Origin of the sequence: Maribacter sp. 2-571 (genome assembly GCF_050589625.1) — a bacterium.
Taxonomy (GTDB): domain Bacteria; phylum Bacteroidota; class Bacteroidia; order Flavobacteriales; family Flavobacteriaceae; genus Pelagihabitans.
Genome location: NZ_JBNGOP010000010.1, coordinates 23,143 through 36,599 on the forward strand (window position 1 = coordinate 23,143; position 13,457 = coordinate 36,599).

Genomic DNA, 13,457 nt, shown 5'->3' on the forward strand with positions numbered 1-13,457 from the left:
ATGTTGTTGTTCGATAAAATCCTTTTGGGACCCTTTAGAATTTTCCTGCTTTTTGCCGGAGTTCTTTTGGCACACCAGATTATTATAAGGCAACCCCTAACGCGTTACGGTCTTGATTATATCATGAAACGGACCATCTTTTTTGGAAGTCTTTTGATGTTGACCATTTTTAGCTTGGTACAGCTGAACATGTACGATATTTTCTCCATTCTGTCAGTATTCCTGATCGGCCTTATCGTTTGGTACTTCGGTTTTGGATCGATGAAACGGATCCCGGACGGCCTGCAAGCCAAAAAACGCCGTTTTTTATTGTCCTTCTTCCGGTTCATGGAGAAAAAAGTACGGCTCCGGACCCTGATACGGCGCAATAGAAACTTTTTCTTCACCAGGAAAGTGAGTTTTGTCCTCTTGGTCGCCACCATTACATCGCTATGTACCTTTGCATCGCGGTATCTGTTCCTAAAAAACGACCTGTATACGCTATCGAGCCTTTGGATAAAGAATTTGGAACTCGTCAAAAGTTTTAACTCCAACAGCTGGTTCGGTACTACAAACGGTCTCGTAGGCGAGCTGGCCTTGATCAATTTTTATGCGAAAATTACGGGTATCAGTGAAGAAATGGCCATGCATTCCTTTGGCCTTCTGGAAGGTTTCGGCCTGTCGATCGTACTGTATTGGATCATTTTGAAATTGACGAAAGACGCGTTCATCGCCCCTATGATCAGTGTACTTTTCTTTGCCCTATTTTACAGGTACATGCCCATAAACGTCAACCTTTTGTTAGAGCATAACTCGCTCTATCTGGCGCTGGGTTTCGCGTTGCCGGTTCTTTTGTTTTCCGCATTGCCCGAACAGGTAAAAAGCAAAAGAATGCCCTATATACTGCTTTTGACCATTGGCTATATTGCGGTGGCCTTTACCAATTTGTTCGTTGCGTTGATCTTGGTGCCGCTGTTTTTGGGCGTTGCTTTGGTGTTCAGTTCAAAAGTATTGTTGCCATACCGTTTTAAGAGCCTGATCGCATATGCCATCGGAACCGGCTTTGTGCTAGGGGTATACGGGATCGGCTGTTATGTAAACGAAAGGTCTTTTCTCGATTTTTTACGATCGTCGCTTATTTTGGTCAACTCCTATACCTATTTCCCGCAGTTGATCGTGGTACCGGAAAAACTGGTACTCTGCTATCTGGCGTTCTGTTTTGTGGTCCTCGCCATGGTCATTCCCCTATGGAACCGAAAGCGGGAACGTTGGGGGGCCGCGCAGGTGTTCCTGATTTTTACCATGCTGTTCCTTACGCTTCGGTATTTTCAGTTTACCTGGGTCGATATCGATATGTATTACGAATCGTTAAGTCCGCTGATGGTAATCGTTCTCGGAATTTTTTTGGGAGCGGGACAGCAATACTGGAATCTTAAAATACCGGAGGACAATTATCTGAAAGGGATAACCTTAGCTTTCATCTTTCTGGCGACCGTAGGCTTTGGTTATGCTACCAATGGTTTTTTTCAATACGATTATCGCGAAATAGATGAACTAAAGGCGGACATTCTTAAGGTGTACGATGATCTGTCCAGTAAAAACATGCCGTATTCCTATGCCATAGTCAACCAGCAATACGGACAGTTTTTGAGTACTAACGAGCACCATTTTATCAACTATAACGTGTTTTTGAACAATTATCCGGAACGCGACTCGGTGTATCAGATAAAAAAAGAGGACAAACGTTTTTTAGCGGAAAACCCCGATTACATTCTACCGCAGAGTGTTTTTGTTTTCATTACAAAAACAGATCCATCAGAAAGTAAATATCATTTGGCAACGCCCACAAAAACGGCTTTTAACGTGAAACGCCAATTGGACCTTTTGGAAGAAAAAGGGCGTGAGATAGCTATTTTTTATGAAGACGAATACTTGGCGGTATACGAAATCGTAAACAAAAAAAACGCCTCCAACTTAAACGACCTGATCTTTAACTTATGAGTTTAAAGCATGCCATATCGCTTCTGTTGCTCGTTCTCGGCCTGGTCGGATGCCAAAGGGATATCTATAATTTTACCCAGCAATTCAACACTCCGGAAGTGAGTCGGGAACCGGCCATTATCCAATTTATAGTTGACGAAACGTCCCCAGAAAACAGGGACGAAATGGCCAATGTGCGAAAATTGGCCGATTATACGAAACTTCCGTTCGGGACCGTTCCTCTGAAAACGTTTGCAAAGGAATTTCAGGTGGGCGGTACCACACGGGTGCTATGCGTATCGCAAACCTTGGGAATGGAGGACAAGGTGATCGACTCCCTCCAAAATTTTGTCGCAAAGGGCGGTACCCTGTTCTTTACCAAAACGATAAAGGACGAGCGCTTGGCCTTTTTGTTGGGGCTCGACCCGGCATCCAATTTTGAGACCGACAGTACCGCCTTCGGCTTCCGTTTCAACAGACCGATGCTTCCCGGCCTTCAAAATTTTAACTACGAGGGCGATAAAAGTCCACACCTCGGACTTTCACGCTACAATTTCACGGACGATACCACGGTGTTCGCCGGGGGAAGTGACAATGCTGAATACCCCTTGATCATCGAACGTCAACTGGGTAAGGGCAAAGTGGTCCAGTACAATTCCACATTGCGAATGGATAAGGCCATGCGCGGACTGTTGTTCGCCCAAGTATTGCTCGGCCTGGAAGGCGTACCGTATCCGGTAGCCAATACCGCTACCATTTTTTTGGACGATTTTCCCTCTCCGCTGTACAACATTTACAAGGAGCCCATTGCATTGGAAATGAAAAAAACGGTGGCCCAATATGTTACCGACATATGGTGGCCCGACATGAAACAGTACGCCAAGGAACAAGATATTGCGTATACGGCCTATGTGACTTTTGATTACAATACCCTGGTGACCCCTCCCTTTACCTTTAAGGAGTGGGACAAAAACAGTTTTGAAAAACAAGGGATGCTTCAGGAGAAAAGCAGTTGGCTGGGGCGCGATGTGTATGCCAGCGGGCATGAACTGGGTTTTCACGGCTATAACCATGTATCGCTGTTGGCCTCGGACTGGGAGGAACCACAGTATATGGTAACGGGGCTCCATGCCGCGGCAAAAAAGTGGAAAACCTTGGACTTTAAGGAACTTCCCGTTTCTTATGTTCCACCGTCCAATTATATCGACAGCGTCGGTTTGGCCAAACTCAAAGCGGGCATGCCGAGCATTAAATATATCCAAAGCATATACTTTGGAGAAATCGAGGAAGGAGGGGGGCGCGAGTTCGATCCCGATCCCCTGAACGATCAATTTTTTGATTTCCCACGAATCACCAGCGGTTACGAAATAGACAAAAACGGCCTATGGGCCATGGAATCCCTTTATCTTTTTACCGGAATCTGGACACATTTCGTACACCCCGATGATGTTTTCCAGATACCGGACGAATCGAACGAAGCTACCAGTGGCCATTTTGCGTATAGAAACCCCAATAGCCTCAATTGGCGTTCGAGAAATGGAACTAAGGGACTTTTCGATCGTTTTAAGGAGCATATCGCCGATTTTAAAGAACGGCATCCGCTGGTCCGCTTTCAAAATGCCACAACATCGTCGGACATGGTACGCAATTGGCGGTATGCCTATTTTACCCATACTCGGGAAAATGGGGAATACGTGGTTTCCGGGGAAAATCTTACCGGTCAAAAGGATGGCCATTATTGGTTCATGTATGGCGATCGGGAAAATGAAAACCTTATCGATAATAGCCTTGCCGAGGTATCCCATGTCGGTAAAACGCCCTTTTTGAACGGTTTTTTGTATACCATAGAAACTCCGGAGGCCTTTTTAAAAGTACCCGATCTACAGGCCAAGAAGCGTAAGCCGGGTATTTCCGATGAAAACATGGTTTTGGAGACGTGGCGCGCCAAAAAGCAGTTCGACCTGGACCGGAGCATACTTGCGCCCTTTAACCAAGAACTAACGCACCTAATCGCGGAAAACAAATTGAAGGAGGCAACGAACCTGATCGCGGTAAAACTCAACAGCGGAATCCGGCTGAACACCCGACAATGGCTGGACTATGTGCAATACCTTAGTTGGCAGGAACAGGGAAATTTGATATGGGAAATGCTGGAAAAGGCCTACCAAAAAAACGGGTCGGAGCGTTTGGCGGATATCTCATGGAAAGTATCGAAAACCGTAGACTACCCCGACGCTGTTACGCGTGAAAAATGGCTTACCCGACAGGTCATGGCGGATACCGAAAACCAAGAGGTACTCGATTCCTACGTTGCGTATTTCAATACACCGGAGCGCAAAAAGCTGGTGTTAAAAGCGTTGCGAAAATTAAAAAAGATCGCCCCGAACCAAAACAATACCAAAAACTATATCGAGCATTTAATGGGCAACGACTTTGAGCAGTTATTGCCGGAGCTGAATACCATTTCGCCCTGCGACCCTTTGTATTCGGAAATGGCCACCGCCATTGCTTGGGCCTATGCCGATAACTTTAGATATGACAAGGCATTGCAATGGGAGAAATGTAGCGGTGAAATCGACCCCGAAACCAAGAACGGTTGGTTGGTAAACACCAAGGATTTTGATCGACTGAAACGGACCGATTTTGATTTTTACCTGCAGTTATTGTTGGCCAACGATACCGAAAGGGCCATTCGGGAAATACGTAACGAACCGGTTTGTGCCCCCGAACTCAAAAAACACGCTACCGGCATTGCCTATGCCTATGCCGATTACAAATTATATAGGGAGGCCCTGGCCTGGGGCGCTTGTAGCAACGGTGAGGTTCCGATCACCTCCAAACTCTCCTGGCGCTATGAGCTGAAGGAGTATGGGGAAGTGGAAAAGATGTATGCCGACCATATGGCCATTCATCCGGAAGACTATAGTGCCCAATTGCATATGGCGACCCTACGTTTGTACCGGGGCGACGTTAACGGGGCGGCCGCTATTTCCGCCGCACTGCCAAAGAACATGGACCAGGGGAAACTCCGAAACATTATCAACGCAAAAGCGGAAGAGCTGAACAGCGTTCAAAAGAGGGGGCTGTTGCAGCGCTCCGGGGAGGTATTGTATAGCGGTGTGCGCAAAAACCTATACAGTGCCCTCAGGATGGAAGAAGGAAATTCGGTCAGTACCAACAGTTACGCCATAAACGACCAATTGGACCCCAACACCATCTCCAATACGGTGAGCTACAACCTGTACGATTCCCATTTTAACGTGCACAGCATTTCGGGAACGCAAAGTTTTATGTATCCGATCAATTTTATTCCGGAAAGCGATACCAACGGTACACGAAACCTTTACGGTCTGGAATATCGGGTGCGGCAGCACACCACCGACGGCGCTGCGTGGTCGGGTCGTGCCCGTATCGAACGTGATGATCTGAACGAACTGTACTATCAATTGGGGGTAGCGGTCAATTTTAATGCCGAAAAACGTTTTAGTTCCTTAGGATTGGAACATTTTCCCGTACGTACCGGACCGGGGCATATTTTGAATATTTATAGGACCCAACTGGCCAGTTACAACGAACTGTTGATCGCACCAAAAACCAAACAGATCCTGTCTTTGGAGGCCAACCATTATACCGATAGCGAAGCGGACCTCACCGTTTTGGGCCGTTCCGAATACGAACTGTTTCAAAACGAAGTCTTTCGCCTGTCACCATTGATAGAGCTTGCCTATACCGCAGGTACCGTTGACAGAAGGGACGGGTTCCCGTATTGGACGGCACGAAACCGAATGTACGGAGGCGGTGGGGTCGCTGTGGGCCTTGGATCGGAAAAAACGGCCTTTCAAATGAACGCCGACCTGTCCATTTTTGCGGAAAGTGGTGAACCGAATTTCGAACGCTATACCGGAACGATTTCATATAAGATAAAGGACTTTGCCCGAATTACCGGAGGATACGAATTTTACACCATCGATAATTTTAATAGCAACGTATTTCAATTGGGGCTATCCTACAACTTTCGTTGACCCTGATGCCGAACGTTTGAACGGGAGTACGTTCCGTGGTTCTTTTCTGCTTGTCGAACTGCTTGCTTATGCGTAAGTTTAGGCCACATATCCGAAGCTTTAAATCCTTTATACCCATGTTAAAGGGAAATCGGTATTAAAAGTTGAAGTGGTATCCTTTAAACCTTGCGTTCATGTATCCAAAGTATTTCCTTACCCTGTTCTGTCTCTTTTTTTTAAGCAATGCTACCGCTCAGAACCCGCATTTTTCATACCTCGATGTTTTTGACCTGCAGTACGTGTCCGACCCACAGATTTCTCCCGACGGAGTGCATATCGTGTATAGGCGTATGGGTTTTGATGTCATGAAAGATGCCGCTGTCGGTAATTTATGGATGGTCCGGACCGATGGTACCCAACATCAAAAAATGACCGATCGCGAAGTTTCGGAATTCAGCCCAAGATGGTCGCCCGACGGAAAACGGCTCGCGTTTGTCAGCAGTACGGAAGAAGGTGCGGAAATTTATATGTATTGGACGGCTTCGGGGAAAATCGCTAAAATTACGCAACTGCCGTTCAGTCCCGGTTCCATTTGTTGGTCTCCCAAGGGAGAGGAACTGGCGTTTACCATGAAAGTGGCGCGATCGGCCCCTGTTCTGGCCAAAATGCCAAAAAAACCAAAGGGCGCAAAATGGGCCGATGCCCCGAGAATAACCGATCGGCTGTATCATGAAGCGGATGGCCGGGGGTATTTGAAACCGGGTTTCCAGCATATTTTTACGGTACCGGCCATCGGGGGAGCCCCGAGGCAGATAAGTTCGGGCGATTACAACCACAATGGTCCGTTGTCCTGGTCGGCGGATGCCAAAAAAATCTATTTTTCCGGAAATCGCTCTACGGAATGGGAGTATGATTTTCGAAACAGCGAAATTTATGAGGTCACCGTAGGTGCGGGCAGCATAAAGGCACTTACCGATCGCAACGGTCCCGATACCGCTCCATTGGTGTCGCCCAATGGAAAACACATAGCCTATATTGGTTTTGAAGACAAGGTGCAGGCCTACCAAACGCGTAAACTCCAAGTAATGAACGTTGATGGTAGCAATAAAAAAACGGTTTCCAATACCTTGGATAGGAGCATCTCCAATGTGGTATGGGACGCTAAAAGTACCGGCATGTACTTCGTTTATGACGATAAGGGCAACAGTAAAATAGGGCATATTTCCCTTAGCGGAAAGGTTAGGACGCTCGCTGGCGATCTGGGCGGTACATCCATAGGGCGCCCCTATGCGGGCGGTTCGTTCAGTGTTGCCAAAAACGGACATATCGCCTATACCCGAACACGTCCGGACCATCCCTCCGAATTGGCCCTGCTCAAGGCAAAGGCCGAAAGGCCCCAAATGCTTACGGACCTTAATAAGGCGTTGTTGGACTACAGGACCATGGGGGAGGTAAAGGAAGTATGGTATACCTCTAGCGTAGATCAAAGGGACATACAGGCCTGGGTGGTGTTTCCGCCCAACTACGATGCTACAAAAAAATACCCTTTTTTAGTGGAAAACCATGGCGGTCCGATCTTGAACTACGGAGATCGGTTTTCCGCTGAAATGCAGTTGTACGCGGCTGCGGGATACATCGTTTTTTATCCGAACCCAAGGGGCAGTACCGGTTATGGAGAAGAGTTTGGCAACTTGTTGTACAACAACTACCCCGGCGAAGACTATAATGATGTAATGGACGGTGTCGATCATTGTATAGCAAAGGGTTGGGCACAAGAGGACCAGCTTTTTGTTACGGGAGGTAGTGCCGGGGGAATCATGACCGCTTGGATGATCGGAAAAAATGACCGTTTTGAAGCTGCCGTGGTCGCAAAACCGGTAATGAACTGGATCAGTAAAACTTTAGTGGCGGACAACTACTTCGGATATGCCAACAGCCGTTACCCCGGACAGCCCTGGGAGAACTTTGAAGGCTATTGGAAATTTTCGCCCCTCTCCCTAGTGGGGAATATTGAAACACCGGCCATGGTACTGGTGGGCATGAACGACCTGCGTACCCCGCCAAGTGAGGCCAAACAGTTGTACCACGCCCTAAAACTGCGTAAAATACCAACGGTATTGGTGGAGATTCCCGGGGCAAGCCACGGTATCGCCAATCGCCCCAGCAATCTTATTACTAAAATCGCCCATACGTTGGCCTGGTTCGAGACTTACGGAGGCGCTACTTTAGCACCATAGCATCAATAAATGACGGTACTTTGCGTTATACTTCTATAGGCCATCAAAAATAGGCACATGAAAAAAAAGCGGCATTGGTTATGGAACTTGTTGATCATACTTACCCTTGTGGTCTGTTGTCTCGCGTTCGCCTCCCATTCCAAAAACTGGACGAAATTGGAAAACGATCGGATCACCGTTCTATCGGGCTTTTATTATAAGGAACTCCCGTTTGCCGATTTGGATAGTGTGCAACTGGTAGAACACCTCCCACCCATGGAACGCCTGAACGGGTTTTCGGCCTTTGGCTGGGGAAAGGGCGTTTACCGCGAGTTTAAGGATTCGCTTACCGATGAAAAAGTATATGTGTACCTCGATAATTTTCCCCAAAAGAAAATAAAACTGGTGTATCAAGACTCTTTATTGTTGTTCTTAAATTTGCGGGATTCCGTCGATACCCAAAATTTGCTGGAAACGCTTCAAGAAAAGCTGCCCAAAGAAACAATCGAGTAAATTTGGCAAGCTTGTTGTAATACCGTTACCATGAGAATATCCGTTTTTAGAATCCTTTTTTTTCTGATAGCCTTTCCGTTTTTTTCTATGGCGCAGCACCAATTGACCATTTCCGTTAATGGCGTACCTTCATCCAAGGGCTCCATCAATGTGGGGGTATACAATACTGCGGACGGTTTTTTAAAACCGGAAAGTATATTTAGCGGGAAAAAAGAAAAAGCCCAAAAAGGGACGACCACCATCGTTTTGGAGCAATTGCCGACAGGTACTTACGCTTTGGCCCTTTACCACGATGAAAACGACAATGACGAATTGGACACCAATCTGTTGGGAATACCAAAAGAAGCGCTGGGTTTTTCTAAGGGAAAATTGAAAACCTTCGGGCCTCCCGATTATGACGAATGTGTTTTTAAGGTCGATTCGGACACCTCCATTTCCATACCCCTGAAATAGCAATGGTGTTGTTGCAGGAACTACTGTTGCTTGGCATTGTCCGATCTTGTAAATTGTATGTCCTAATCAATGAAGGGGGAGGGCCGTGCTAGCAATTCACAACAACACAATCTGTTAGCAATACCGTCTTTACCACTTCCTTAAAAATATCGAACATGAATACAAAAGAAGTTGCCGAAAAATTGGTGACATGGTGTAAAGCAGGCGATTTTGAATCGCCCTACCAAGAATTGTACAGCCCAAAAATTGTAAGTATCGAAAACGATGGCAAAGCGGAAGGTGCTTATGTCGAGGGTTTTGAGGGCATTCAGAAAAAAGGGGAATGGTGGCAAGAAAATTTCGAGGTCCACAATACCACCGTTTCGGAACCCATTGTTGCCGACAATTGGTTTTCGGTCAAATTTGAGATGGATACCACTCACAAGCCATCGGGGCAACGGTCCACGACTTCCGAAATCGCCGTATACGAAGTGAAGGAAGGGAAAATTGTAAAAGAACAGTTTTTTTACGACGAGCAGGGACAGTAGGCTGCGGCCGTATACAAAACACCACAGAAATCATGGCTGCTAGCGGTCATGGTTTTTTTAATGGCAGCTTGTTGGCAAACGTATCGTACGGAATCTCTAGTTTTTACATTCCACTTTTTTAAGCGTATTACCAACATCGTATGGTTACCTTTTACAAAAAAATGTTAAATCATTTTATGAAACGATCGTTTCATTATATATTTGTTCCGTATTCATAGCAAAATGGCACGTACCGCAGCATTTGAACGAAATAGTACCTTACAACAGGCAATGGACGTCTTTTGGAAAAAGGGGTTTAACGGCACCTCCATGCAGGACCTTGTCGATGCCACGGGGCTTAACCGATCTAGTATTTACAATACGTTCGGTTCCAAATTGGAACTCTACCAGGAAACGTTGGAACACTATCAAAAAGAGTCTAGAGGTGTATTCCAAAAAGCGCTGGTAAAAGCCAAGGACCCTTTGGAGGCCATTCGGTTTATTTTTGAAGGTTTTTTGCCCGAAATCATGGACGATTCCGACGGAAAAGGCTGTTTTGGCATGAATTGCAAGTCCGAAATGGGCAATCAGGACGATGGCGTAAAACAATGGCTGCTGACAAGCCAGGACGGTTTGTTGCAGTTGTTCAAAAACCTGATTATCGATGGCCAACAACAAGGGGTGATCAATACCCATAAAGATGCCGAAGCGTACACGTATCATATTTTCAATAGCTTTCAGGGGTTTAGGATGACCGGGATGCTGATCAGGGACCGGAAAGCCCTTAAGAGTATTATCGATAGCATGTTGGAGATTTTAGCATAAATTTTTTTAACTATTTTTGAAACGATTGTTTCAGAATATAATAATTATATCATGAGTAGATTTAATGACAAAGTAGTAGTGGTGTCCGGAGGAAATTCGGGAATAGGTTTAGAAACGGTCAAGCGTTTTCTTGAAGAAGGTGCCAAGGTAGTGCTCTCTGGGAGAAGACAGGAAGCCTTGGACGAGGTCTCAAAAGAACTCAGCGGAACCTTCGCGACCTTTTTGGCCGATCAGTCCAACATTGCGGACAACCGATCGTTGATCGATTTTGCCGTGGAGACCTATGGAAAGATCGACGTGCTTTTTGTGAACGCGGGGGTGGCCTATTTTATGCCGGCCGACCAGATAGACGAAGACCACTTCGATTCGCAATTCAACATCAACATCAAAGGACCGGCATTTTTGGTAAAGAGTGCCATCCCACAGCTGAACGATGGTGCCAACATTATTTTTAATACCTCTATCGTACACCAAAAAGGGTTTGATAACGCAGCGGTATACAGTGCCACGAAAGGAGCGTTAAGAGCTTACGCAAGGGTGTTGACCACTGAATTGGCCCCAAGGGGAATACGGGTAAACGCTATTGCGCCGGGCCCCATCGGAACCCCTATTTATGACAAAATGGGAATGAGTGAAGAGGCCATTAACGAAATGGGGCAAGGTTTTGCCGCTACGGTGCCGCTAAAACGCTTCGGAACTCCAAAAGAAATTGCCGATACCGTTCTCTTTTTAGCCTCTGAGGAAGCGAGTTACGTAAACGGAATCGAACTTTCCGTTGACGGTGGCTTGGCACAGATTTAAAAGCCATACCTCCCTGTAAAAAGGCCCATCTATCGAAGAATAGATGGGCCTTTTTGTTATAGGAAAAATAACGAACTCATCTTGCAAATAGGGTTATCTTTATTCCCAAATAATTGGAATGATATTGTACGCCCAAGTATTTGGTTCATTATTCGGCATGTTGGCCATCGCTTTTGGTGCTTTTGGCGCCCACGCCCTAAAAAAGACGTGTACTGCCGAACAGTTGAAGTCCTTTGAGACCGGGGTAAAGTATCAGATGTACCACGCCATTATTTTAACGGTGTTAGGGGTGAACCTTACTTTGGAGACCGCCTTGGAACGGACTATGGTATGGTCGTTCATCATAGGGACATTTTTATTTTCCTTCAGTATTTACGGATTGGTGCTCAGTGCTTCCAAAGGAAAAAAAATACGGTTCTTGGGTCCGATTACCCCATTGGGCGGGTTGTTCCTGCTTTTGGGATGGGCCTTGTTGGCGTATCGCTTCTTCACCCTATCCGGCCGCTAAGGTTACCGCACCTTATTTTTGACCATCCCTTAAATACATATTCCCGTTTACCGTGTTCAAAACCAACCTATGGGTACCGCCATCGACATTGGCCGATATTTTTTCGCCTACCCGACGATCGCTCGACTCGAATTTTACGTTTTTCGGGAGATAGATCTCCCCATGCACCGTTTCGGCCACCATTTGTACGTCGGTCAAGGGCATGTCGATAATGCCATTGATGGTCGAGAGTTCCAGGTTTCCGGAATATTTGGCGATTTCGATATCACCGTTGATCAGATCGGCCGTAAAGGTGCCGGTAATGTTTTCCGATGACAGACTGCCATTGATACTGCTTACTTCCAGTGCTGCATCCTTGGGTACGAATAAGGTATAAGTAAAGGTATACTGGTCGGAGGTGTTGTAGTAGTTCTTTCTCTTGTCCGGATTTTGTTCCCAAGCTTCCTTGAATTTTTCAAAAATGGCTTTTACGTCCGATTCGATGCGGATGGTATTGGCCGTCTCCGTAACATGCAGTTTGTAATCGTCCTGATACTGTTGCCCTTCCGTACGAATGGTCGCTTTAATGTACACTTGCGGTTTGTCCCATGTGCGTACCGTTATGCTGGATGCAAATTTCACTTCCAATGCAATCGCCCGCTCGTTATGCGCGATGGTTTTTTCAATAATTTTTTGTGCATGTGCCGTTAGGCCGATGAGGACCAAAACGGCGGTTGCGATAGTTGTTTTCATGACTGTTCGTTTTTTGTGATTGTTTTGTCCCGTTTTATATAGTAGCTGTTCTAAGGTTTAAACCGGGTTTAAGGACTCCATGTTCGCTACAAACGCTGGCATCAAAATTGGTTGGTAACCATCGCATAGCTTGTTTAAAATGCTATTGCCTTACCATGGGTGATTTATAGCGGATGCTACTCTTTTTTTCTAAGATAAATATTGCCGTTAGTAGAGTTCAGCTTGATCTTGGACCCGCCCCCGTTCAAAAGCCCTTTTACCTTTTTGCTGGAAACCGATTTAAGCCCTTCTTTTTCCGGACGCTCCAAATCAAAATTGGTATAGACTTCGCCGTTCCAAGAACTCAATTCCAGATTGGCCTTGGTATTTTCGGGAAGACTTACATCTATTGCCCCGTTGGTGGTGGTGAGCACAATAGGGTTGTCTTTTGAAACGGCATCGAAGGTTACGGTTATTCCTTGATTAAGGGAATAGGCCGTTACCGGTCCCGATAGCCCCGACATTACCAGACCGCCGTTAAGGTTCGCGTTCGCTTCCACTTCACCGCTGAACCCTTCGATGTAGATGTTACCGTTCCAAGTGTTGGTAACCGACACATTCTGTGTTTTTGGAAGAAAAATTTCGGCCTTTTGCGATTTTCTTAAATTTCTAACGATCAGATCGCTACCGGATCGTACTACCTTAAAACCAATATCGGTATTGTCCATTCCGCCATCGCCCACCAGTTTCAATCCCTTTGCACGAGAGGGCAGGGGCTTCTTTTGGGCGACCTGGATGAGCAGGGTCGCTTTATCGTGCGTCTTCAATACAATCGCCGATTTTGTTTCGATCTTTACCCATGCTACCCCATCCAAGGACTGGGAAAAGTCGGACTGTGCCGTTGCCGCGAACATACTGCATATTCCGACGAGACATATCATAATTTTTTTCATGATTTTTGTTT

11 protein-coding genes are annotated in these 13,457 nt (G+C 46.2%); 9 read left to right on the forward strand and 2 right to left on the reverse strand.

Features of this window, described 5'->3' with window-relative positions; all coding sequences use genetic code 11:
- Nucleotides 1–6: 6 nt before the first annotated feature.
- The 9 genes from ACRD7P_RS08890 to ACRD7P_RS08930 all read left to right on the forward strand — a co-directional run bounded on the left by ACRD7P_RS08890 (nucleotide 7) and on the right by ACRD7P_RS08930 (nucleotide 11,782).
- The gene (locus ACRD7P_RS08890; RefSeq protein WP_430907197.1) at nucleotides 7–1,980 is read left to right on the forward strand and encodes a hypothetical protein; all 1,974 of its coding nucleotides are present in this window, start codon (nucleotides 7–9) and stop codon (nucleotides 1,978–1,980) included.
- The gene (locus ACRD7P_RS08895; RefSeq protein WP_430907198.1) at nucleotides 1,977–5,981 is read left to right on the forward strand and encodes a DUF2194 domain-containing protein; all 4,005 of its coding nucleotides are present in this window, start codon (nucleotides 1,977–1,979) and stop codon (nucleotides 5,979–5,981) included. The genes ACRD7P_RS08890 and ACRD7P_RS08895 overlap by 4 nt, the downstream gene beginning before the upstream one ends.
- 173 nt (nucleotides 5,982–6,154) lie before the next feature.
- Complete coding sequence (locus ACRD7P_RS08900) at nucleotides 6,155–8,197, forward strand: prolyl oligopeptidase family serine peptidase (RefSeq protein ID WP_430907199.1); 2,043 nt, start codon at nucleotides 6,155–6,157, stop codon at nucleotides 8,195–8,197.
- Nucleotides 8,198–8,254: 57 nt separating this feature from the next.
- Nucleotides 8,255–8,689 (forward strand): hypothetical protein, encoded by a 435-nt coding sequence (locus ACRD7P_RS08905; protein WP_430907200.1) that lies wholly within the window; start codon nucleotides 8,255–8,257, stop codon nucleotides 8,687–8,689.
- A gap of 30 nt (nucleotides 8,690–8,719) precedes the next feature.
- The gene (locus ACRD7P_RS08910) at nucleotides 8,720–9,142 is read left to right on the forward strand and encodes a DUF2141 domain-containing protein (protein ID WP_430907201.1); all 423 of its coding nucleotides are present in this window, start codon (nucleotides 8,720–8,722) and stop codon (nucleotides 9,140–9,142) included.
- 155 nt (nucleotides 9,143–9,297) lie between these two features.
- Nucleotides 9,298–9,669, forward strand: coding sequence for a SnoaL-like domain-containing protein (locus ACRD7P_RS08915; RefSeq protein ID WP_430907202.1), 372 nt, complete (start codon nucleotides 9,298–9,300; stop codon nucleotides 9,667–9,669).
- A 222-nt stretch (nucleotides 9,670–9,891) separates the two neighbouring features.
- Nucleotides 9,892–10,473: a TetR/AcrR family transcriptional regulator gene (locus ACRD7P_RS08920; RefSeq protein WP_430907203.1), complete on the forward strand. Its 582-nt coding sequence runs from the start codon at nucleotides 9,892–9,894 to the stop codon at nucleotides 10,471–10,473.
- A 51-nt stretch (nucleotides 10,474–10,524) separates the two neighbouring features.
- Nucleotides 10,525–11,274 (forward strand): SDR family oxidoreductase, encoded by a 750-nt coding sequence (locus ACRD7P_RS08925; protein ID WP_430907204.1) that lies wholly within the window; start codon nucleotides 10,525–10,527, stop codon nucleotides 11,272–11,274.
- Nucleotides 11,275–11,392: 118 nt separating this feature from the next.
- A complete protein-coding gene (locus ACRD7P_RS08930) occupies nucleotides 11,393–11,782 on the forward strand; it encodes a DUF423 domain-containing protein (protein ID WP_430907205.1) in 390 nt (129 codons plus the stop codon).
- Between the two features lie 12 nt (nucleotides 11,783–11,794).
- Here the strand turns inward: ACRD7P_RS08930 and ACRD7P_RS08935 are convergent, their stop codons facing one another.
- Together ACRD7P_RS08935 and ACRD7P_RS08940 are read right to left on the reverse strand one after the other, a co-directional pair.
- Entirely contained in the window at nucleotides 11,795–12,514 is a 720-nt protein-coding gene (locus ACRD7P_RS08935) for a hypothetical protein (protein ID WP_430907206.1), read from the reverse strand.
- A 176-nt stretch (nucleotides 12,515–12,690) separates the two neighbouring features.
- Nucleotides 12,691–13,446 carry a DUF4097 family beta strand repeat-containing protein gene (locus ACRD7P_RS08940; RefSeq protein ID WP_430907207.1) on the reverse strand — a complete coding sequence of 252 codons (756 nt, stop codon included), beginning with the start codon at nucleotides 13,444–13,446 and terminating at the stop codon, nucleotides 12,691–12,693.
- Nucleotides 13,447–13,457 lie beyond the last annotated feature (11 nt).